Genomic DNA, 23,430 nt, shown 5'->3' with positions numbered 1-23,430 from the left:
TTAAAATCTTTATCCAACGAGGCGTTTATCTTAAAATCCGTTCAGAAATCAAATAGGAGTCCTATATTCGGATCAGTATGTTTTTGTTTCCTGCATTTTGACAAATTTCTAAAAGTTCTGATTTGAGTTTTTTACAGTCATGGGAGTCTTGATCGTGAACAATAACAAATTTTGTGGCAGGGTTAAATTGAAAGGCTTTAATTTTATTTGGTATAGATTTAGCTAAGTCCTGTTTACCTTGGTGAGAAATACAAATAAAGGAAATTTCATCAGGAATTATTTTGGGTAAGATTTCATTTAAAACATTTTTTATAGAAGATTCTTCTAATAAAAAGATAAAATCGTAACTCATTAGGGAGCGACTCCTTCAAACCAGCCTTGATTCCAGAGATATCCGGGTAAATCTCCTGCTTTCACTAAGTTATTCAGGGTTTCATTATCCTTGGCTCGATAAATTTCGGTAATTCCTTTGTCTTTTGTCAACCAGAAAATACTTTCTAGGGGAACAGCATTAAGAAAGTCAGGAGAGTGGGTAGAAACAAAGACTTGTCCGCCTCTATGGGCATAACTGGCAAATTCTTCAGCAAGTTCGTGAAGCAAACTAGGATAAAGTTGGTTTTCGGGTTCTTCGACGCATAGTAAAGGATGGGGTTTAGGATCGAATAGCAGAATTAAATAGGCAAACATTTTCATTGTGCCATCAGAAACATAGCGATCTATAAAGGGGTCTTTAAAAGCTTGGTCTTGAAACTTGAGAATTAGTCTACCATCTTCTGTTTCTTTTGCTTCTACTTGAGAAATACCGGGGACTCTTTCTTTCATTTTATTGAGAATAGCTTGAAAAATTTCATCATGGTTTTGATAAATATATTGAGCAACCACTGCCATATTATCGCCTGTAGGAGTGAGGTGTTCGGCATAGGATACATCTTTGCTACCTCTGGCATCGCTGATATGAAAATCGGAAACGTGCCAATTTTCAATTAGTGAACGGAAGGCGCTGGCAGCTTTGAAGCGTTGAAATTGCCCCAGTCCTTTAATTGCTAAGATATCGCTAGATTCCAGTTGTTGTTCTTCGCGCTCTAATTCTTCGTCAGTTTGTTCAAAATTTTCTTCATTAGTGATCGCATAACCTTTACCTTGCTGAAAGTCCAAAAAGTGGAATGGGGAACCATATTCGCCACGCTTGTAGCGTAGTATTTCTCTTTTTACTACGGGTCGTCCTTTTTCTTCTTTTCCAACAATTAAAGTATAAGTGACGGTGCGCTCTGTCTCCAGAATTTTCATGCGGAATTTTAGTTCTATTTCGATATCTTCTTGTTCTTTGCCTCTAGTGACGACTTCATTAAATCCACCTCGGATCTGAAGGGCTTGACGAATGTTATTTTTTAGGGCATCGCGGAGAAAACCAAAAATATCAAATAGTGTAGATTTACCTGTACCATTGGCTCCGATGATGACGCAAAAGGTGGGAATTTCTTTTATTTCTAGAGATTCAAAGGCTCGATAATTTTTAATTTTTATAGAAACAATTTTCATAACTAAATCTACCTTAAAAAGAACAGTCTTGATGATTATTACCCATTTTTACCTGCCTTCATTTTGGGATAAGCAATGCGCTTGTGGTGAAATTGTTGCCAAACATCGACAAAAATTTGGCTGATTTCTGACATTTCTTGCCGTGTCAGTCCGGAATCTACCATTTGATTTTCTTGCCACTTAGCACGAAGAATATTATTAAGCATGGCTAAGGCTTTCTCTGGAGTGGCATCTTTAAGCGATCGCAGCGCCGCTTCACAGGAGTCTGCTAACATGACTATTGCGGTTTCTCGTGATTGGGGAATTGGTCCGTCATAACGAAAATCTGCGTCATCTAGGATTAAATTGGGATTTTCCTGAGACATTTGTTGGGCTTGGTGATAAAAGTACGCAATCAACATCGTGCCTTGATGTTCAGGAATAAACGCTTGTATCGCTGTGGGTAAAAGGTGTCTTTGCGCCATGACTAATCCTTCAGTCACGTGCTTTTTAATAATTTCTGCACTCTTCCAAGGATCTTGAATCTCGGTTTCATGTTTATTCGGACCCCCCATTTGATTTTCAATAAAGCCTAGAGGGTCGTGCATTTTGCCAATATCATGATAGAGAGTTCCAGCCCTGACTAGTTCTACATTACATCCCAGCTTTTTGGCAGCAGCCTCAGCCAGACTTGCAACCAATAAAGTATGTTGAAAGGTACCAGGGGTTTCAGTGGCTAGTCGTTTTAGTAAGGGGCGATTAGGATTGGATAGTTCAGCTAATCGAATGGGGGTAACTAAATCAAATACTTTTTCTAGATAGGGACTCAAGCCCAAGGCGACAATACTCCAAGCTAAACCAGACAAAGCAAATAATCCTGATTCCTGAAGTACGATATACCAACCTCCGCCAAATGCTGCACCAATGAGTAATTTCATCATCAGGTAGATACCACCCTGAGTCAATGCGATCGCCGCACCTAATAATGCCAGTTCTTCACGCGATCGCAATTTTTGCGCCATACTACTACCCAATATTCCCGCCGTCCCACCAGCTAACAGCGCAATCATGCTGATTTCCACAGTGGTAGGTAAAATTAGCAGCAGCAGTCCCACAACAGTAGTACCCAAGGCAGGTGCATAGAAGCTACCCAATAATAAACCCACAGCGCTCCAAGAGGTATATGGTAAGCCCACGGCTAATACACCAGGGATACTTAGAGTGAGTAGCAATATTAATAAATAATCGCGCTGGCGTAATTTGCACTTCATCTGTCTTTCGACTAAAACAAACACACCAATGGCTATAGTCACAATACCAGCTAATTTTGCCAGTTGTCGCCAGTTATTTTTCCGGGTAATTAATTGATAATGTTCTAGAACATCAAAGTGCCATCGAGTAATATCCTCACCCTTATAAACAATTACATCTCCTTGACGCACTTCCACCATGACTGGTGGGACTCGATCTGATGCTTGCTGTATTTGTTGTTGAGTTTGTTCGTCATCATTCTTCAGATTAGGTTGCAGCACCGTTAACAACAAATCAATTGCCAAAGGTTCAGCATTTTTAGGGACAAATTCCTGTACTTGCAGGCTCACCGCATTCTGTAAAATATTTAAGGGTAAACCTTGGGGAATACCTTGAGCGAGAATCCGATTAGCACTCTGACGAACACCTTTTTGGGCTTCTCCCCAATCTTGATCTGATAATTTCAGCAGGGAAATCTCGCTGTAAACTTTCTTAATATTGGGCTTGTCTATCCCTAAAAGTTGGATTCTGGCTTGGCTGTATACTTGCCGAACTTGGGAGGTTTGGACTATCAGTGAATCTAAGTTTTGCTCAGAAGTTGTGGCACGATAAGCTTTTAGCTCCGCTACTGCTTGAATAAAATCAGTATTTTCGGCAATATTAACGGGTTTTTCATCTAAAGGATAGAGAAACAGGGGTACATTTCCTGAGTTGAGGAAATTCGGCAGAGATTGCTGTTCTGGAATCACTGAACCTGTAGCTGATGGAAACAGAGGGAAATACTCGGCTGTGGGGAGTTTTTGTGCTATGTTTCCCAGTTGTTTATTTCCGTTTCGCCCCAGTGATAAATTAGATTTTTCTTCCCCAGTATTTTTTAAAGTTATCAGTAGGGTTTTCCATTCTGAAGCCGAACATGAACGCAGATAATGCTGGGTAGGAATGGACACTACTGATGTATCAAAAAATGGAAAAACTCCGGCAGTAGTGCGAATTTTCTGGCCTTCATCCAAAAGTTGCTGTAAATTTCTGTTGATTCTTTCAGTTCTTTGGACATCCACCATCAACACTGGAATGGAAGTTCTGCTGGCTTCTTGGCGTTGGGTTTCTGTTTCTTCTTGATCTTTAATGCTAGCGGTGTAGGGTGCTTTCATCGTTTCTGGTGCGGGAGTACCCACTGCTAGCTGGGGTTGATTGTATAGTTTATGTCCCATCACCCCTGTAAGAGATACTACAGCGATCGCCAAAACAACAGAGGAACGCCGAGAATGCACCCAGCCGAGACACACTGCATCCATCCCCCGCCTAATTCTGAGCGTTTTTGCCATTGTTCTGAGTGCTATTTCTGGTTTTTGGTGTTCGTTGTTGTCAAAAGACTTAAAAAATCGCTGCTTTTTCATGATCTCTGGAGCCGCTTTACTTGGATCACTTAAAACAACACAATGCTCAGAAATTCCCCAGTGGTAATGGGTTTTCTGAGAACATCGCTAATGGTATCTGGTTGAAGCCGATTGCACACAATAGCTACCTACAGAGTAAGGTTATACTTTGTTCTTAACGGGACTGGATCACGCGAGGAGACGCAAAGACACACATCTGTCCCTGTTGTTTGTATTTTTCACATTCCTCCTCTGAGTAATCTTTAAGATGTAGGGCGGGATCATACACTCCTGACCATACAGCAACAAGTGCATCAGCTAATTCTAACACCTGAGAAAAATTTCTTCTTTCTCCAGTGGCTAAATTAGTCGGACATAATAACATCTGCCATTTCACGGGAATACCAGCAGTGCCGTTGTAAGCTCCTGATAAAGCACCAGTTATGATACTTATGCTTGGTGCATCTAAATTTACAGTTTCTCTTTGCCCGATATAATGCTTGTTAGTTGCCCGTAAAACTGCCAAATTCAGGTCTTCCCAGGTGCTGAGAAAGCAGTAAAAGCCCATAGCGATCGCATAAATTCCTGGCCCTTCTCGACAGAATTGAGCTTGTGCTGTTTCTAACCCTACTCCTTCATTTAACAAATCATTAAGTTTTAGTAATTTTTGTGGTAATAGTGTGGTTGTTTCGCCAATAAAGCCGATAATTTCCGGTATGAGGGTTTGAGGATTAATTTTTTCTGTGAGACATTGAGCGATCGCATATCCTACTGCTAATGTGCCATCTCTAATCACTGAGTCATCACCCCATAATGCCTGCATACACAGCAAGTTTTGCCGCAGTTGAGTCATATTTTCATGAAAAAAAAGAGCCACAGGTAATGTGGCCATAATCGCTTTTGGCAAAACGCCATCAGTGGTATCTACATGAAGAGATTTGTTTTGATCACACTCTAACCAATTATTTATATCTAACTTGCCCAATTCAATTAAACTTTTCGTACCTATAACTAGTATTTGGCTGATATCAGAGCCAATATCATACTGATATTCAGTATCCTTGGCTAAAACTTCACCCAGTAATGCCCCTAACAAAGTACCTTTAAATCTATTAACCAGTGGATAGCGCATATTCAGAAAAAATAAATTTCACTTCGTTTATTTTCTCAAATGATGCACCAGAGCCTGTAAACCCAGCAAATAACTTTGCACACCAAAACCACTGATTTGCCCAATAGCTACCGGCGCTATAAAAGAATGGTGGCGGAAGTCTTCCCGGCGATAAATATTGCTCAAATGTACTTCCACTGTAGGTAAGTTAACACCAGCGATCGCATCCCGCAAAGCTACACTGGTATGGGTGTAAGCGCCGGCATTAATCACAATTCCCTGATGTTTGCCCAAAGCTCCATGAATAGTATCTACCAAAACTCCTTCATGATTTGACTGCACAGGAATAACTTTCGCTTGCAACTTCAAAGCTTCTTCTTCTAACAAGCGATTAATTTCAGCCAGACCCAAAGAACCATAAATTCCCGGTTCCCGCTTTCCAAGCAAGTTAAGATTTGGCCCGTGCAGCACTAAAACACTGATCAATGGCGAAGATAAGTTCAATTTATTACAGATGCTTAACGACGATGACGCGATCGCTCATTGACAGGAATAGGAATTAGTTCTGGTTCCGGCTCACATTCTGGTCCTAATAAACCTTCAATGAGTTTACGTGCCAATGCTTTCAGCTTTTCTAGCACTTTATCTATATAGTCCATTGAACTGATTGCTCCTGAGATACTACCTCAATATTTTGACTAGCAGCTACGCAGAACTGGCGTGCTTTTGCACCTCTAGTATAATTCAGAGGCTGATACAAATTCCCCCATTCTGGAAGTGAGCTACTGCCAGAATTAGGCTTTGTGATTCCCCTTATTTTTTAGAGTATCACATTACCAGAAAATATGCCGAAAGCCCTTTTCTTTCCGCAGAGTGATCAAATATGCCGACTTAAGATGAAGGATGTTCCAAACTGTTGCCCATTCCCTGTTTGCTACTGCATATAAATCCAAAAGCCAAAAGTCCATATTTAGCAAGTATTATAGCAACTATGGACTTTTGATTTTCCGCCTTTAACTAACCTTCCGCATCAGTTTTTTTAGCACTAGTGCGAGATGATTTAGGAGTTGACTTGGCTCGTCGAGAAGTTGTGGATTTACTCGTCTGACTCATTTTTTTTTTAGTTTCTAATAATTCTAACGCTGTAGATAGTGTGACATCTTCTACCGATTCACCTTCTGGGATGCTGACATTAACTTTGCCGTGCTTAATATAAGGGCCATAGGGACCATCATATATATTCACGGGCGTACCTTCTTCCGGGTGCATACCCAATTCGCGTAAAGCCGCCTTAGACTTGCTACTAGTAGAACCACGTCCCTTTTTTGGTTCAGATAATAACTCTAATGCCCGTTCTAGCGAAACTGTCAGCACATTATCAGCAGCTTTGAGAGAACGATAGTCTTTACCTTCCTTACCCTGATCGTGAACGACGTAAGGGCCAAAACGCCCCAAACTGGCTTGAATTTTCTTACCTGTGTCAGGATGCACTCCCAATGTCCGAGGTAGAGCCAAAAGACCCACAGCCATGTCCAAGGTGACATTTTCTGGCGTGACACCTTTAGGTAAAGAAGCTTGTTTGGGTTTGGGATTTTCTTCGGTTTTGTCGCCTAACTGCACATAGGGACCGTAAGCACCAATTTTCAGATAAATTGGTTCACCAGTTTCAGGATGTCGGCCGACCTGATCTGGTCCCACGGTTTTTTGGCGGAGGAGAACTTCTACCTGCTTCGGGTCAAGGTCAGAGGGTGTAAGGTCTTTGGGAATTGAGGCAGTAACCACAGTACCATCATTGTCAACTTCAATGTAGGGGCCGTATTTGCCAATACGAACTTTAGCCTCTAAATTTTCCAGTAACACCGTTCTGGCTTGACTGGCATCAATTTTGCCTTCCTGTTCTCTAACTAACGTTTCTAAACCTTTATCTCCCAGATAAAATTCCCGCAAATAGGGCAACCACTTAACTTCCCCTGTAGCAATATCATCAAGGGTTTGTTCCATCTTAGAGGTGAAACTAGGATCTACAACATCTGGGAAATGCTTTTCTAAGAGGTTGGTGACAGCGAAAGCCGTAAAGGTAGGAATGAGGGCATTACTCACCAATTGGGCGTAACCCTTATCAATGATCGTGCCGATGATGCTGGCGTAGGTACTAGGACGACCAATACCTTCACTTTCTAGAGTTTTGACCAGAGTAGCTTCAGTATATCTAGCTGGTGGTTGGGTTTCGTGTCCCACAGCTTGTAATTCTTTACACTCTGGATGATCTCCCACTTTTAAAGTAGGCAAAATGATCTCTTGATCTTCTAAAGCTGCATCTGGATCATCTGAACCTTCCACATAGGCGCGCAGAAATCCCGGAAAATCAATCCGCTTACCAGCAGAACGAAAGCCAGCGTCTTCAACTTGCAACTGTACGGTGATTTGGGTTTGCCGACAGTCAGCCATTTGACTAGCAACAGTCCGCTTCCAAATCAAATCATAAACCGCCAGTTCCCGGCCACTTAAACCAGTTTCTTGGGGAGTCCGGAAAGTGTTACCTGCTGGACGAATGGCTTCGTGGGCTTCTTGTGCGCCTTTAGATTTGGTAGTGTATTGCCGGGGTTCGGGGCTGAGGTAGTTTTTACCGTAAAGTTGTTCTACACAGCTACGAGCTGCTGTCAGAGCTTGATCTGATAAATGCACGGAATCTGTACGCATATAGGTGATGTAACCTTGCTCATACAAATTCTGAGCAGTTCGCATGGTGTCTCTAGCGGAGAGACGAAGTTTGCGGTTAGATTCTTGTTGCAGTGTGGAAGTTGTAAACGGTGGTGCAGGTTTACGGGTGACGGGGCGTTCATCGATGCTGTTAACATTCCAGGTTTTTCCCGTTAAACGTTCCTGGAGGGCTAAAGCCTCAGCTTCGTTGAGCAACAAGACATTACGACCTGCGGTAATTTTGCCTGTGGCTGCATCAAAATCACTCCCTGTAGCTATTTTTGTTCCTCCCAGTGTGGCCAACTGGGCATTAAAGGGAGTTTTTTCCTGGACTAAGCTAGCCTTCAAGTCCCAATAAGTACCTTCATGGAAGGCGCGGCGTTGGCGTTCCTTTTTTACTAGAAGTCGCACAGCTACAGATTGGACTCGCCCCGCAGATAATCCCCAAGCGATTTTTTTCCACAATAGGGGCGATAGGGTATAGCCAACTAATCGATCCAAAATGCGCCTTGTTTCTTGGGCGCGAACTAACTGCTCATCGATATCGCGGCAGTTTTTTAAAGCTTTTTTGATAGCTTCTTGGGTAATTTCGTGAAATACCATTCGCTTGGTAGGAACTTTTGGCTTCAGCAACTGGTACAAGTGCCAACTGATGCTTTCACCTTCCCGGTCTTCGTCAGTTGCCAGAATTAGTTCATCAACACCTTTGAGGGCATCTTTGAGCTGGGTAACAACCTTCTTTTTGTCTTTGGGGACAACATACACCGGTTCAAAGTCTGCGTCTACATTTACCCCCAACTGCGCCCACCTTTCCGCTTTCACGGCGGCGGGAATTTCACTAGCTGATTGGGGTAGGTCACGGACATGACCCATAGACGCTTCCACCCGATAGTCTTTTGGCAGGTAGTTGCGAATGGTACGAGCTTTGGTCGGAGATTCGACGATGACGAGAGTTGACATGGAAATTTCAAGAAAAAGAGTAGCTGCCGAGCTAAACAGTCAAATTGAAGTAATTTCGGTAAAATTTCAAGATAAAACGTTACGCTTAACGCTGTGGTTTCATCCTCACACCAGCTCCCCACTCGGTTCAAAATCCGCTAAACTAATTACGCATTTTTTCCGAGAAGACAGGTTAGAGGACTGCTGGATGTGAATTACCAGCTATTTCAATCTTTAACTTATCTGGGGCATAATTGGCGAATAAAGTTTTCAAAATACCCCGGAGGTTGAATAAACTGACGTTAATACCTTACCTTAACTCCTTTAATTCAAATGGAGAGACTAAAAACAGAATTGAGGCGGGAGAAAATTGATCCAGGTGAAAATTTAGAGAACTTAGCTATAACAATTACAAATATAGCTGTGGGGTAGGGAGTAGGGAGTGTGGGGAGTAAAAGTCTTTCGGTGTCTAACTTTTATGATCAGCTTATGTTCTAACGTGTATGCGTAGTGCTATATAAAAATTTAATGAATTTTATCATATAAGATGCAAAATTTGAGCTTTTGATGCTGGAAAGGTATGTTAGGATGTCATCGGAGTAGTTAATTTCGGTGATACGGATCTTGTTTTTATTCATAAATGCAAGCGGCTCTCCGGATAAACATCTCTGCATCAATGGATTCTGGAGAGTTTCATGTCAATTTACGTAGGGAACCTATCCTACAGCGCCACAGAAGACGACCTCACTCAAGTATTTTCCGATTACGGCACTGTTAAGCGAGTTCAATTACCCACCGATAGGGAAACGGGGCGCGCCAGGGGCTTTGGTTTCGTAGAAATGGAATCAGAAGCCGCAGAAGACGCTGCGATTGAGGCTCTAGATGGTGCCGAATGGATGGGTCGTGCAATGAAAGTTAATAAAGCTAGACCACGGGAAGACAGAGGTAGTCGCTCTAGTGGTGGATACTCAGAACGCTATTAAGCTTTAGGCTTATTTTATAATTAGCAGATCGGTAATTTACTGATCTGCTTTTTTTGGTCATTAGTGATTGGTAATTCAGAATCTTTTCCCCCATTCCCCATTCCCTATTCCCCACTCCCTAAAAAGATAAATACAACTTTGGGGAATAACAATAGATAGAATAAACTCAGCTAGCCTTAATGTCTAATCGTCAAAACCTATATATCTCATGGATTTTGCTAATCTTACATCCCAGCTGAATGCTGGAACGATTTTGCCAGAGGGGATTGTAATTGTCACCCTCTTAGGGGTTTTGATTGTGGATTTGATTTTGGGACGTACATCCTCACGTTGGATTGGATATGTGGCGATCGCAGGTTTAATGGCTGCGATTTTAGCTTTGTATCTCCAATGGGATGCAACTAATCCCATCTCCTTCACTGGTAGCTTTATCGGTGATGACCTCAGTATTGTGTTTCGCGGTATTATAGCCTTATCTGCTGCGGTAACTATATTGATGTCAATTCGGTACATTGAGCAGAGTGGTACTGCTTTAGCCGAATTTATCGCCATTTTGCTAACTGCAACTTTGGGAGGAATGTTTTTATCCGGTGCTAGTGAGTTGGTAATGATTTTCATCTCACTAGAAACCCTGAGTATTTCCTCTTACTTGCTCACAGGTTATACCAAGCGTGACCCCCGCTCTAACGAAGCTGCGCTGAAATACCTGTTGATTGGAGCTTCCAGTACGGGGATATTTTTATACGGCGTTTCGCTGCTATACGGTTTATCCGGTGGACAAACAGAATTAAATGCGATCGCTAACAACATAGCCGCAGCTAATGTTGGTCAATCTCTAGGCCTGGTAATTGCTCTCATTTTCGTCATCGCAGGTATTGGGTTCAAAATCTCAGCTGCACCCTTCCACCAATGGACACCAGACGTTTATGAAGGCGCTCCCACCCCGGTAATTGCCTTTTTATCTGTAGGTTCCAAAGCAGCTGGATTTGCCCTAGCCATTCGCTTACTGACAACAGTATTCCCCCTCGTTGCTGACGAATGGAGATTCGTATTCACCGCCCTGGCAATTCTCAGTATGGTTTTGGGTAACGTAGTCGCCCTCGCCCAAACCAGCATGAAACGAATGCTCGCTTATTCATCCATTGCTCAAGCTGGATTCGTGATGATTGGGATGATTGCCGGCACACAAGCAGGATACGCCAGTATGGTCTTTTACCTGATGGTCTACCTGTTCATGAACCTGTGTGGATTCACCTGTATCATTCTCTTCTCCCTGCGTACAGGAACCGACCAAATTGCCGAATACTCTGGCTTGTATCAAAAAGATCCACTCCTCACACTAGGCTTGAGTATCTCTTTACTGTCCTTGGGTGGTATTCCGCCATTAGCTGGCTTTTTTGGGAAAATTTACTTGTTCTGGGCTGGTTGGCAAGCTGGACTTTACTGGTTAGTTTTACTAGGATTAGTTACCAGTGTTGTCTCCATCTACTACTACATTCGGGTAGTCAAAATGATGGTAGTCAAAGAACCCCAAGAAATGTCTGAAGTAGTCAAAAATTATCCAGAAATTAGTTGGAATTTGCCTGGATTTAGACCTTTGCAAGTAGGACTGATAGTAACCTTAATTGCCACTACCATAGCCGGGATTTTGTCCAATCCCCTATTTACACTGGCTAACAATTCTATCTCTCATACTGCCATGCTACAAGGAACAGCGATTGAGAAAACTCAGATCAGTTCCATTTCCACAGACCAAGCAGAAGAGTTGTAGATTGTACTCTTTTTAACTCATTTCTGACGCTATAGGGGTGCAAGAATTTGCGCCCCTATTCATAGGAACTTTAACAATAAATTCTGCACCTTGTCCGGGAGTGGAAACAATACGGTTCGGATAAGGTTAATAATTGACATTATTTTCAAAAGTGGAATGCTATCAAACAATCTAATTATGATAAGTTTTTCTTAGATAGTTGATAAACTTTCATCAATGGGAATGGTAATGAGAAACTCTGAGCCTTCGCCTGGTCTTGAGTTCACGTCTAAAGTGCCATGATGTTTTTCTACAATAATTTCATGAGCAATTGATAATCCTAAGCCAGTTCCCTGACCCACTGGTTTAGTGGTAAATAAATGCTCAAATATTTTTTCCTTGACCTCAGTTAACATTCCTACGCCATTGTCTTTGATTTTAATCAAAACGTGATGGGTATCTTCACTCACTCTCGTCTGAATCAGAATTTGATTGGGATGAGCGGTAATTTGAGTATAGCTACGACCAACATTTGATTCTTCTACAGCATCAATGGCATTAGCTAATAAATTCATAAATACTTGATTGATTTGACCGCTAAAGCATTTGACTTTTGGTAAGTTATCATATTCTCTAATTATTTCAATCTCAGGACGATTTTTTGATGCTTTCAAACGGTGTTTGAGAATCATGATTGTACTTTCAATACCATCATGAAGATTACAAAAAACTTTGCGATCGCTATCCTGACGCGAAAATGTGCGTAAACCATTACTAATATTACGAATACGTTGTACACTTTCTTTCATGGAAGCAATTAAATTAGGTAAATCAGTTAGCAAAAAATTTAAGTCTATGGCTGAGATTTGCTCTTTAATTTCTGTCTCTGGCTGAGGATAATACTTTTGATATAGGTTAATCAAGTTAATCATATCTTGGAAATATGCGGAAGTATGACCAAGATTTCCATAAATACAACCGACAGGATTATTAATTTCGTGAGCAATTCCTGCTACTAATTGACCAAGAGCAGACATTTTTTCTTTGTGTACCAGTTGTACTTGAGATTTTTGGAGGTCTTCCAAGGCTTGGGAAAGTGCTATTGTTCTTGTTTCTACTTGTTTTTCTAAAGTTTTTGTCAGATATCGTAATTGCAGATGAGTATTAATTCTGGCTAATATTTCTTCTTTTTGAAAGGGCTTTGTGATGTAGTCTACTGCTCCTAAACCAAAACATTTAACTTTAGTCTCGGTATCAGAAATTGCGGTCATGAAAATTACAGGTATATCACGAGTTTGGTAATTTTCTTTGAATTTTTTACAAGTTTCTAGCCCATCTATTTTAGGCATGACAACATCTAATAAAATCAAATCAGGCAGTGTGTGTGCAATTTGCTGAAGAGCTTTTTCTCCGTCAGTAGCAGTAATAACTGCAAAGCCTACATCAGTTAATGCCTTAGAGATGATTTCTAAATTTGTATTAGCATCATCTACGATTAAAATTAAAGCTTTTTCTGGTATAAGAGACATTTTGATTTCCGGGTTTAGATGAAGTTTCCAATGATTGATTCAATATGTATAAATGCTCTTGTATGGTATTTTGCTATTTTGGGCATCAGTGCAGATAAACAGACTAATACAGTCATCCGCTTTGAGTATTGAATTGAATTGGGTAGCTTGGGGTCGGTAATGATATCATGTCCGGTGATTCCTATATATAACAGACTGCTTTTATACTGTGGTTCTTAGGGAGTAGTAAGGCAAGTATGACAGGGTTGACTGTTATTAATTAGTTTGCCCAAAAATGGGTTAATTATTACTGTTGTCTGGGATATTTTCGTTGATAGAGCAATTATAGTTTTTCACTAAAAAATCCCGCCTTTACCCTGATATAGAGTATTTTTGGCAGGATTATTAAATATATAAATATGCTAACCTGTGTAGATGTTGAGGTTAATCGTCTTCTCTATTTTGAAAAACCTCTATATTTACCTCCACTAGCAGTGGGACAGTAGATATAAAAACATTCCAGATGCTATTTGATTTTTTGTTTGATAAAGGTCACAACCTGAGTGAGTTGTTTCTTGAGAGCATCGATTTCTGCTTGCATTTTGATCATTTTTTGATTCATTAGCTCAATTTCGGCTGAGTTCCCTGATTGATGATCAGCAGGTACGGCTATTGTATTTGGAACACGAGAAGCAGCTACAGGAATATTCTGGGTGGCCGCAGCACTACCTGGAATTGTTTCTGACCGAGGCTTTTTAGATTTAGCCATAGCCAACTTAATGGCATTAATTAGCTGCGTTTTGTCAAAAGGCTTCAGCAAAAATTCAAAGTATTCAAAAGGTTCGGTCAGTTTTTCCGTCACCTCTTGCTTGCTACCAGACATGATCACCAAGGGAATCTTCCTTAACTCAGGCTGTGCTTGAACTTCCTGAAAAACTTCCCAACCACTCATTTTAGGGAGGATAAAGTCCAACATGATCAAACTGGGTTTTTCTTGGCGGATGAAATTTAATCCTTCTAAACCGTCTTTTGCTTCTAATACCTCGAAATTGCCTGGAGGCAACATTTGTCTTACTTTTAACCTGACTACGGTAGTGTCATCGATAACTAAAATTTTGTTGCTTGCCACGACTTATTGCTCTAACAGATAATTTAAGTGTAAATAACGACTTTGGTGATTGATTTTGCGCGTGTTACCACTATATCCAAATTTTTTGGTCGTTAGGGAATAGTATATTTCACTATAAATGGCAATCAAGGCAGTATTCTAAAAAACTAGTGCTTATATTTTATAAAATTTGTATCATGGTGATATTTGGGGCTGGAATCTTGCTGTAGTACAGAGGGAATCAGCCCCAAGTTATTTTTTGATATTGCATGGATGTCTATGACTTTGCCACAACCAGCCCCCTTAAAGTCGGAAATTAGGTCAATACCTAGCTGGTTACGTCGCCCTATTGGGAAAGCCAGCGAGCTGTCTACTGTACAACGTATCATTAAGCAACGCCAAATTCACACAATTTGTGAGGAGGGACGATGCCCGAACAGAGGTGAGTGCTATGGTCAAAAGACTGCTACTTTTTTACTCTTAGGGCCAGTTTGCACACGTTCTTGTGCTTTTTGTCAAGTAGATAAAGGTCATGCGCCAATGCCGGTTGACTTAGAAGAACCGCGAAAAGTAGCAGAGGCTGTGCAAATCTTGGAATTGCTTTATGTGGTGCTGACTTCTGTGGCCCGTGATGATTTGCCAGACCAGGGAGCGGGGCAGTTTGTCAAGACAATAGATACTATTCGTTTGTTAAATCCAAAAACTCAAGTTGAGGTGCTGACACCAGATTTTTGGGGTGGTATGGGTGCGGGGGAATTAGATCAACGGCAAAGGATAGCCACAATTGTGGCAGCGAAGCCAGCTTGTTTTAATCATAATGTGGAGACAGTGCGGCGGTTAACAGGCCCAGTGCGTCGGGGAGCCAAGTATGAGCGCTCTCTGGGGGTGCTGGCGATGGTTAAAGAGCTTGATGGGACGATTCCTACCAAATCAGGTTTAATGCTGGGACACGGGGAAACTAGGGAGGAAGTTATGGAAACTATGGAGGATTTAAGGGCTGTGGGATGCGATCGCCTGACTATCGGCCAGTATATGCGTCCCTCTCTAGCACATTTACCAGTACAAAAATATTGGACACCAGCAGAATTTGATCAACTGGGCAAAATAGCATCAGAAATGGGATTTCAGCACGTCCGTTCTGGCCCCCTAGTGCGTAGTTCTTATCATGCTGGGGAGTAGGAGATAGAGTGTGGGGAGTGTGGGAAGTGTGGGGAGTGTGGGGAGTGTGGGAAGTGTGGGAGGAAAGATTTTTAATACACAGTTCCTAATCCCCAATCCCCAATACCGAGTCCCCAGTCCCCAATCCCCAGTCCCCAATCCCCAAAGACACAAATATTTCTAAAGAATTTGAGTTTTTGGCGCAACTGTTTGGTATTTCTGAGAAAGTCAATAAAGAAGGAGAATGACTCATGGCTAAAGTTCAAAATTCCCCAGTTCCAGCTACAGGCGCTAAACCACCGTACACTTTTCGTACTGCTTGGGCTTTGCTGCTATTGGCTGTTAACTTTTTGGTTGCGGCTTATTATTTCCACATTATTGACTAAGTAGAAGTGGAATGGTGCTGCTTAAATAGTCCCTTTGAATAACCCTTTGGGGCGAATTAGCAGCACCAAAATCATTATTAACAGGGCGATACCTTGTTTATACTGTGAACCGATCCACAGAGTGCTGACTTCTTGGGCGATGCCAATGATGAAGGCGGCGGCGATCGCACCGTAAGGATTACCAATACCGCCTAAAATTACGGAAGCGAATAACGGCAAAATCAAAAACCAGCCCATATTGGGGCGCACAGCTGTAATTAATCCATACATACTGCCACCTAAAGAAGTGAATGTACCGGCAATAATCCAAGTCCAGAGAATGACTTGTTCCACATTGATTCCGGAAACTCTAGCTAAATCTAAATCGTCAGCCACAGCGCGCATGGCTTTACCGATTTTGGTATTTTGCAACAGATAGTGCAGCCCTAAAATTGCCACTACTGCTAACCCCAATACCAACAATTGATTTTGGGCTACGCTGATGCCAAAAATATTTAAAGCAGTGCTGACGGGTAAATCGTAATTTTTATTCTGTCCGCCCCAAAAAAAGATAATCCCATTGCGTAAAAATAAGGCTAGTCCAATAGAAATAATAATCAGGGTAGTGGATGTAGCCCGAATAGAACGCATTCTTGACCACAATAATTTTTCCGCCAGTAGCATCGCTGCTACTGTGCCTATGGCTGCCAAAATCATGGATAGCCAAATATTTATGCCCCCGGCATTTACTAACAAGGTCAAATAGGCTCCCAATGTGAGAAAATCACCGTGAGCAAAATTAGATAACCGTAAAATACCGTAAGTCAGGGTTAGTCCCACTGCGGCTAAAGCGATAATACTTCCTACAGCAATGCCATCGACGATCAGTTGAATAATCTCTGTATACATCAGTTTAATTAAAATTGTTTGAGGGCAAAAATTTCCGGAAGTTAATTCTAGACAATAATTTTTCTTTTATTGGTGAAAATAAATAACAGACCATTGTGAGTTAATATACATAAAATCCAGTTCTTTTTTTGTGCCAAGTTCAACTTGTTCAACGGTCTAGTTGACAATGCAGCAACATTCAAGCCTACCAGAACCCAACTCATCAGTAGATGCAACACCAACTCTTTTAACAAAAATGCAACAACTTCGTGCCGAGTTGTGGCTAGAACGCAGCTTGAACCAGTTGCAAAGTCGCCTGAATGATTGTCTACTTTCTGCTTATAGTACCGTGTCACAGTGTAAAACCACAGAAGGGGAGATTTTCCAAACTGTGGTAAACCAAATCAGCATAGCTTTGAATGGTATTACAGTAGCGATCGCATTATTTTCAGAGCGGGCTAAAATGGCTCAAGTTGCTTACATCTCGGCTTCTTACTCCCCATGCTCACAACTGGTAGTTCTGGAGACGAGAAATGAACAATTGCAATTACAATTACCCACCACCATAGCCATACCAGATTTACACCATCTGGAGAGAAAAGCACCAAATGATGTCTGGCGGTTAACTGATGAGACTACCGCCGTAATTGGTTGGCTAATGCTCTCGCAAACATCACCCAAGTCTGATGAACAATCACGGATCTCATTCCCCTCTCAACTGAAATCCCAATTTCTCGCACGAGCCATTCAGCAGTGTACGGCAGCTTTAGCACAACTAAAAAAAATACAATCTTTACAGCAATACTCACAACAGCTAAGTAGTTGTAATGAAAAACTAGAACGCACCAATCAACTAAAAAACCAGTTTTTAGCCAACACTAGTCACGAAATCCGTACACCCTTAAGTTCTATTATCGGTTTTAGCCAATTACTCTTAGCCCAAGGCTACGATCCCAATAAACAAAACCAGCGAGAGTATTTAAGGATCATTCAGTCTAGCGGTAAGCATTTACTCACCCTCATCAACGATATTTTAGACCTCTCGAAAATTGAAGCTAATCAACTAGAGGTGGAATGGGAAAATATCGATGTCCCAGAAATATGTGGCAGTGTTTTGGCACTAGTGAAAGAGAAAGCCGCTAATAAAGGTTTACAACTGCGCCTCAAACTCAACCCCAATGTCAAAACTTTAGTGGCTGATCCCCTGCGACTGAAGCAAATGCTGTTAAATTTGCTGTTTAATGCCCTGAAGTTTACCAAAACAGGTAGCGTAGGCTTAGAGGTTGTAGCTAAAGGTGGATTTGTCCATTTTATTGTTTGGGATACTGGTATTGGGATTTCTCCAGAAAATCAAAAGCAACTATTTCAACCCTATTTTCAAATCGCTAATACAGTAGTTAATCGCCATGAGGGGACTGGTTTAGGGTTGACGGTAACTCGGAAGTTGGTGGAAATTCACGGTGGTTGGCTGGAAGTGGAATCGGAAGTTGATCACGGTTCCCGGTTTACGATTATCTTACCTGTGGAACCTGCGGGAATACCCAGGATGGATGAACTTACCCTGGCGGATGGGGAAAGAGAACAGCCAATTGAGGAAGGTGAATCTGCTGTAATCATTCCTAGTTCTTCCCGGAATATTTTGTTGGTGGAAAATGATTTACCCAATGCAGAGTTGATTTGTATCTATTTAGGTACTTTGGGATATCAGGTGACTTGGGCTAAGAATGCTGCGGAAATGTGGTTAACTTTGACTCGGTTACAGCCAATGCTGATTTTAATGGATATTTGTCTACCAGATGGCAATGGTTTAAGCTTGGCGCAGCAACTCCGAGAAGCAGCAGAATATCAGAAGATTCCGGTAATTATCCAAACTGCAATGGCGATGAAGGGCGATCGGGAAAATTGTTTGGAGGCTGGAGTTAATGATTATATTTCTAAACCCCTGGATTTATCTCTATTAGCAAATTTAGTCGCTAAGTATATTCAATTACCAAAAAAGCCATCAGTTTAATTTGTTAAGATTATAGTTGCTTGGGTAATATGGGTTTTGCCCAAATTGGGAAATCATGTTGATAGAAAAACTGGCACAATTAAAAGCTTTATTTGGGGAAATGCAGCAGGCTTTGATTGCCTACTCTGGCGGGATTGATAGCACCTTGGTGGCTAAAATTGCCTACGAAGTTTTGGGCGATCGCGCCTTGGCTGTGACAGCTGTTTCCCCTTCCTTGTTACCAGAAGAATTAGAAGATGCCAAAATTCAAGCCGCAACCATCGGTATTCCTCACAAAATTGTCCACACTCATGAAATGGACAACCCCAATTACACCTCTAACCCTGTAAATCGCTGTTATTTTTGCAAGAGTGAATTACACGATACTCTCAAACCTTTGGCTTTACAACTAGGTTATCCCTATGTAGTGGATGGGGTAAATGCTGATGATTTACAAGACTATCGCCCTGGAATCCAAGCTGCTAAAGAACGAGGCGCGCGATCGCCTCTAGCGGAAGTCGGTGTCACAAAAGCAGAAGTCCGTCAACTTTCACAACAACTTGGTTTACCTTGGTGGGATAAACCCGCTCAACCTTGTCTGAGTTCTCGTTTTCCTTACGGTGAAGAGATTACGGTAGCCAAATTGCAGAGAGTCGGTAGGGCAGAAATTCATCTGCGAAAACTAGGCTGGCAAAACTTGCGCGTCCGTTCGGAAGGAGATACAGCCCGGATTGAATTATTACCAGCACAAATTAAAGATTTTGTCTTGACTACGGATTTACCAGCAGTAGTCTCTACATTTCAAGAATTGGGATTTATGTACGTTACCCTCGACTTAGAAGGTTATCGTAGCGGTAAACTAAATCAAGTTCTTCAGTCCTCAACCATGATTCCCGCTATAGTGGGGAACTCTTCCACAAACTCAGGAAATCCCAGGCGGGAAACTAATTAAATAAGTCGGCGTAAATAATTATTGTGGGAATAAGGCAGGGGGCAGGGGGCAGGGAGCAGGGGGAGAAAGATTTTGAGCCTTATTTACTTTTCTTCACATAGTTTGGTTTTATGGCACTGACTTACTTAATATAAAAGTTTAATTATCGGTTTGTCTCACCTAGCGGTTGCTATACCTGAACAAATGGGATGTATAGCACTACTCATACGCGTTAGGACATAAACGATCATAAAAGTTAGACACCGAAAGGCTTTTACCCCACTCCCTACTCCCCAGCTATATAGTAAAAGTCAAAAAGTCAATTCTGTGTGTTGTAATGCTGAACGCCAAACATCATACCCATCCTCAGACAGATGTAAACCATCTGTAGTTAATTCTAGGCGCAAATTTCCCTGAAAATCGGTAAACCAATCATATATATTTAGATATTTAGCATTTTCTGCTTCCGCGATCGCCGCAAGTTGTCTATTAATCTTCACAATGCGGCTATTAGGAATTGCGGGTAAGCGAGTCGGCAAAATTGACTGCACTATAATCTGACTTTGGGGGTGATTTTGGCGCAACCTCCGCACAATTCGCCGATGATTACGCAAAATTTCCTCATCACTCTCCCCTCTGCGTAAATCATTAATCCCCGCCATGATGTAAATCACATGGGGACGTGTGCTAGAAAATGCCCTTAATCTTCTGTAAACACCACCAGAAGTATCTCCAGATATACCCTGATTGAGCCACAATTTACCACCAGGAAGTTTTTCTTTAGGAAACCACATACTCAAAGAATCACCAACTAAGATACCCAAATAATTTGTACCTTGTCCTCGGCTAATGGCTCTCGCTTCTAAAGCTAATAAGTTTTTCCAGTCTTCATAAGTCAGATGAGGTTTTTTCGCTGCATCCCGCATTAATTGTGCAGAATCACTATTCATCCTTGTATAAATCTGACCAGTTTTCAGAGCCGCAAATCTATGATGATACAGTTGATTACCAGATATTAAGCGGAAATGAGATGGAGGGGGAGTAAAACTCGGTAACGACTCTGGTAAGGATATTTCAAAGTTATTAACATAGTTTTCATCTACTGTCACCTGTGAACCCTGCGTGAAATTCCGCAGAAACTTAGAAGTTTCTGGCAGTATAATAGATATCTGCGCCAGGGCTGCTGCTGGTATTGCTAATCCTGTTAACAAACCTACTGTCAACAGATAATATTCCCTCATCGCTTTATCTTTCCTTATATTGGTCTTTATTCCATATCACAGCACTCATCAGCTACATTCAGGAAAATTTTACTGAGGTTTCATGATTATTGTTATTTAACTGGATTGTCGAGTTCTGTAAAGTAGGTTTATCAGATTATCTTTAATAATTTACAATTTCTTTAAACCTGAATCATAAAACAGTCTTATTTAACAAGAGTTTTTTTTAACATCGACAAGAAACTAGTGGGAAGTGTTAAGATTTAGGCTAAGTAATTAATGTTTCTTTTTTATTCTGTGGCTAGAGCTAGTACTGCAATTGGTGTCAGTCCAATAATTAAAGAGATTGTGCAGAAACAGGCACATTCTACACGTTTAACTCTCAAAGAGGTGATTCTAATGGGAATGTTAGCTATCGACAAACTTGATGATCAAAGCCGTCAAGAATTAGCTGATCAAGTTCATCAAATGCAAGTAAATGGAGAAATTTGAGGGAATAATGCTAAATTTTTCCTTTTCACTATTCAGCGAATCGATAAACACTTCCCTGAACATAATCCTGATTAATTTCACAAGAAATCCATCGCCTTTGCCATGTTTCAGCTACAAAACCCGTTGTATTTGAACCTGCAAATGGATCTAAGACTATATCACCTTCATCAGTTAAAAATTTGATGAAAAATTCCGCAAAACCTGTGGGAAATCTCGCTGGGTGGGGTTTAATTCCCTTAGCTTTGCAGCGCCTTAAATAAGCACTATTAGATTCTGTATTGGCAATTTCTAGCAAATTTGGCGGAATTGCACCTTGGTTATTTTTTTGGAATTTATCAGAAATATCATGTCCACTGGGACGGATTTTAGCTTGATAGCCATTTTTCAGTAGTTGTTTCATACTCTGACTATATGGCTTTAAAACTTTTCTGTTATCAGCTTTGGGATTGGGTGTTTTCGATAACCACCACACTACATTGACGGAATCTTTGACGCGAATACGTCTGATTGTCACCCATTCAGCCGGAGTTGGTAATCGCGCCGGATTGTAGTGATAAAATTCCTGCGCCAAAAAAAAGCCGACTTCTCGACACAATTTAATTAAAAGTTCGTACTGATAGATACTGCGTACAGGATTACCACGCAGGTAAGCGCCACCTAAATCTACAATAAATGAGCCATTATCTGCTAACACTCTTTTAAATTCGTAGGCGAAAGGTAGAAACCATTCAATGTATTTTTCAGCGCTGGCGTTACCATACTCTTTTTGACGGGTGAGGGCAAATGGTGGTGAAGTGAGGATAAGATTAATACTATTTGGAGTAATGGCTTTCATGAGTTCTAGGCTATCACCCAAATATGCTTTTCCTAAATTTTGGGCATAATAATGATGTTGATCTAAAATAATCTCTTTGAATGAATTTTTTATTTCTTCTTGCAAGAGTTTTAATAGGTGAAAAATTGATTTATGCTGTTGTTAGTATATCTGAAAATCTAACATTTTTTGAATATTTATTATATTTTTGAGTGCAGGGAGTAGGGATTAGGAAAAAACGAACCTATAGCCACTTTCAAGAATATCTAGGATAGAAACCCAGAATAAAACCTTGACAATTACGAGGTTTCCAGGCTGCTTCCACTGAGTATTTGGGTAAAGATAAACGCTTACTGTAACATTCTAGTTCTATATTTAGTTCTAAATTATACTCAAATGTTCTTGTCCATCCTCAAACTGGGCTGATTACTTAGGGTAATTATGTTTATTGACGAAATAGCTTTATTGTGCTTACTTGATGAATAAAATGCAGATGAGCTAAATTGTGAGATGATGACATTAAGTAAATGGCTGGGATATTAGAATTATAAATGACTTTGGCTAGTTTCAAATTAGCGATCGCATCCTACTTATGGCTGATTTATTCACAGATTTTAAATAACAATAGTTCACTAAATTTTTCTGTAAAGCATTTGCCAAAATGCCATAATTTGATTAATTTTCCAGAGTATCCTGTTATATATTGTGAGTAGCAGAAGTTAGATTATAAGTCTAACAATTACACACATTACGTGACTAGCTATGTTCCGACAACCTGCTTTTGGCATCGCTTTAAGTGCGCTTGTCATTGCGAGTGGATTAATGAATGCTCCCACAACAGGTAAAAAGTTTATAGAACAAACTACTCGTAATCAACCGTTATTAATTCCTTCAAGTCAGGCTGCAATATTGAGTCCTCACTTTGAAACTAATATCCTAGAAAAATCAATTTTTGAGGACATTAATAGGTATCGAGTTGCTCATAATTTGCCAGAGTTGACCCTGAATGCAAATATTACTCAACAAGCCAGGATTCACAGCCAAAATATGGCTAATGGTAACGTCCCTTTTAGTCATGATGGATTTGAACAGCGAGTTACGGCGATTCACCTCCACTACAACAACGCCTCTGAGAATCTCGCAGTCAATAAAGGATATAGTAATCCTGCTAGTGAAGCTATCAATGGTTGGTTAGAAAGTCCCGAACATTTGCAAAATATTCAAGGTAATTTTGACCTCACAGGAATTGGTGTAGCGACTAATCCACAAGGGGAAGTTTACTTAACTCAAATTTTTATTCGCAGTAGATAGATAGATTTTATCCATTG

At 40.9% G+C, this 23,430-nt stretch carries 20 protein-coding genes; 8 read left to right on the top strand and 12 right to left on the bottom strand.

The window, feature by feature from the left end; translation table 11 throughout:
- Positions 1-61 precede the first annotated feature (61 nt).
- The 7 genes from ACM0OP_RS09520 to topA all read right to left on the bottom strand — a co-directional run bounded on the left by ACM0OP_RS09520 (position 62) and on the right by topA (position 8,916).
- Positions 62-352 (bottom strand): hypothetical protein, encoded by a 291-nt coding sequence (locus tag ACM0OP_RS09520; protein ID WP_414528163.1) that lies wholly within the window; start codon positions 350-352, stop codon positions 62-64.
- On the bottom strand, positions 352-1,539 hold the full coding sequence (locus tag ACM0OP_RS09515) for an AAA family ATPase (RefSeq protein WP_414528162.1): 1,188 nt from the start codon (positions 1,537-1,539) through the stop codon (positions 352-354). Before ACM0OP_RS09515 ends, ACM0OP_RS09520 begins: the two co-directional genes overlap by 1 nt.
- Before the next feature lie 38 nt (positions 1,540-1,577).
- A complete protein-coding gene (locus ACM0OP_RS09510) occupies positions 1,578-4,166 on the bottom strand; it encodes an HD family phosphohydrolase (RefSeq protein ID WP_414528161.1) in 2,589 nt (862 codons plus the stop codon).
- Between the two features lie 154 nt (positions 4,167-4,320).
- The gene (locus tag ACM0OP_RS09505) at positions 4,321-5,277 is read right to left on the bottom strand and encodes an ADP-ribosylglycohydrolase family protein (protein WP_414528159.1); all 957 of its coding nucleotides are present in this window, start codon (positions 5,275-5,277) and stop codon (positions 4,321-4,323) included.
- Between the two features lie 27 nt (positions 5,278-5,304).
- Complete coding sequence (gene aroQ / locus ACM0OP_RS09500) at positions 5,305-5,760, bottom strand: type II 3-dehydroquinate dehydratase (RefSeq protein ID WP_414528158.1); 456 nt, start codon at positions 5,758-5,760, stop codon at positions 5,305-5,307.
- Between the two features lie 14 nt (positions 5,761-5,774).
- A complete protein-coding gene (locus tag ACM0OP_RS09495; RefSeq protein WP_414528157.1) occupies positions 5,775-5,915 on the bottom strand; it encodes a hypothetical protein in 141 nt (46 codons plus the stop codon).
- 358 nt (positions 5,916-6,273) lie between these two features.
- Positions 6,274-8,916: a type I DNA topoisomerase gene (gene topA, locus ACM0OP_RS09490; protein ID WP_414528156.1), complete on the bottom strand. Its 2,643-nt coding sequence runs from the start codon at positions 8,914-8,916 to the stop codon at positions 6,274-6,276.
- A 674-nt stretch (positions 8,917-9,590) separates the two neighbouring features.
- On the opposite strand from topA, the gene ACM0OP_RS09485 reads away from it, so the two are divergent.
- Positions 9,591-9,878 carry an RNA recognition motif domain-containing protein gene (locus ACM0OP_RS09485; protein ID WP_414528155.1) on the top strand — a complete coding sequence of 96 codons (288 nt, stop codon included), beginning with the start codon at positions 9,591-9,593 and terminating at the stop codon, positions 9,876-9,878.
- A gap of 208 nt (positions 9,879-10,086) precedes the next feature.
- Positions 10,087-11,649 (top strand): NAD(P)H-quinone oxidoreductase subunit N, encoded by a 1,563-nt coding sequence (locus ACM0OP_RS09480; protein ID WP_414528154.1) that lies wholly within the window; start codon positions 10,087-10,089, stop codon positions 11,647-11,649.
- A gap of 191 nt (positions 11,650-11,840) precedes the next feature.
- Here ACM0OP_RS09480 and ACM0OP_RS09475 read toward each other — a convergent pair whose 3' ends face one another.
- Both ACM0OP_RS09475 and ACM0OP_RS09470 read right to left on the bottom strand, forming a co-directional pair.
- Positions 11,841-13,157, bottom strand: coding sequence for a response regulator (locus ACM0OP_RS09475; RefSeq protein WP_414528153.1), 1,317 nt, complete (start codon positions 13,155-13,157; stop codon positions 11,841-11,843).
- A 505-nt stretch (positions 13,158-13,662) separates the two neighbouring features.
- Positions 13,663-14,265, bottom strand: coding sequence for a response regulator (locus ACM0OP_RS09470; RefSeq protein WP_414528152.1), 603 nt, complete (start codon positions 14,263-14,265; stop codon positions 13,663-13,665).
- 258 nt (positions 14,266-14,523) lie between these two features.
- On the opposite strand from ACM0OP_RS09470, the gene lipA reads away from it, so the two are divergent.
- Positions 14,524-15,423: a lipoyl synthase gene (gene lipA, locus ACM0OP_RS09465; protein WP_414528151.1), complete on the top strand. Its 900-nt coding sequence runs from the start codon at positions 14,524-14,526 to the stop codon at positions 15,421-15,423.
- Positions 15,424-15,653: 230 nt separating this feature from the next.
- Positions 15,654-15,788, top strand: a complete 135-nt coding sequence (gene psaX / locus ACM0OP_RS09460) for a photosystem I protein PsaX (RefSeq protein ID WP_414528150.1) — start codon at positions 15,654-15,656, stop codon at positions 15,786-15,788.
- Between the two features lie 21 nt (positions 15,789-15,809).
- Here psaX and ACM0OP_RS09455 read toward each other — a convergent pair whose 3' ends face one another.
- A complete protein-coding gene (locus ACM0OP_RS09455) occupies positions 15,810-16,676 on the bottom strand; it encodes a branched-chain amino acid ABC transporter permease (protein WP_414528149.1) in 867 nt (288 codons plus the stop codon).
- 166 nt (positions 16,677-16,842) lie between these two features.
- On the opposite strand from ACM0OP_RS09455, the gene hrmK reads away from it, so the two are divergent.
- Positions 16,843-18,666: a hybrid histidine kinase/response regulator HrmK gene (hrmK, locus tag ACM0OP_RS09450; RefSeq protein WP_414528148.1), complete on the top strand. Its 1,824-nt coding sequence runs from the start codon at positions 16,843-16,845 to the stop codon at positions 18,664-18,666.
- 52 nt (positions 18,667-18,718) lie between these two features.
- Positions 18,719-19,597: an ATP-dependent sacrificial sulfur transferase LarE gene (gene larE, locus ACM0OP_RS09445; protein WP_414528179.1), complete on the top strand. Its 879-nt coding sequence runs from the start codon at positions 18,719-18,721 to the stop codon at positions 19,595-19,597.
- A 290-nt stretch (positions 19,598-19,887) separates the two neighbouring features.
- Here the strand turns inward: larE and ACM0OP_RS09440 are convergent, their stop codons facing one another.
- On the bottom strand, positions 19,888-20,817 hold the full coding sequence (locus ACM0OP_RS09440) for an SGNH/GDSL hydrolase family protein (protein ID WP_414528147.1): 930 nt from the start codon (positions 20,815-20,817) through the stop codon (positions 19,888-19,890).
- A gap of 258 nt (positions 20,818-21,075) precedes the next feature.
- Between ACM0OP_RS09440 and ACM0OP_RS09435 the strand changes: the two genes are divergently transcribed.
- Positions 21,076-21,288: a hypothetical protein gene (locus ACM0OP_RS09435; RefSeq protein ID WP_414528146.1), complete on the top strand. Its 213-nt coding sequence runs from the start codon at positions 21,076-21,078 to the stop codon at positions 21,286-21,288.
- A gap of 28 nt (positions 21,289-21,316) precedes the next feature.
- Here ACM0OP_RS09435 and ACM0OP_RS09430 read toward each other — a convergent pair whose 3' ends face one another.
- Entirely contained in the window at positions 21,317-22,216 is a 900-nt protein-coding gene (locus ACM0OP_RS09430; RefSeq protein ID WP_414528178.1) for a DNA-methyltransferase, read from the bottom strand.
- Between the two features lie 648 nt (positions 22,217-22,864).
- Here ACM0OP_RS09430 and ACM0OP_RS09425 point away from each other — a divergent pair.
- Complete coding sequence (locus ACM0OP_RS09425; RefSeq protein ID WP_414528145.1) at positions 22,865-23,413, top strand: CAP domain-containing protein; 549 nt, start codon at positions 22,865-22,867, stop codon at positions 23,411-23,413.
- The last annotated feature ends 17 nt before the right edge of the window (positions 23,414-23,430 follow it).

This window comes from Nodularia chucula CCY0103, assembly GCF_963923915.1.
Classification (GTDB): Bacteria; Cyanobacteriota; Cyanobacteriia; order Cyanobacteriales; family Nostocaceae; genus Nodularia; species Nodularia chucula.
Note: the sequence above shows the minus strand (reverse complement) of the source record. Positions and strands in the feature narration are given on the sequence as shown.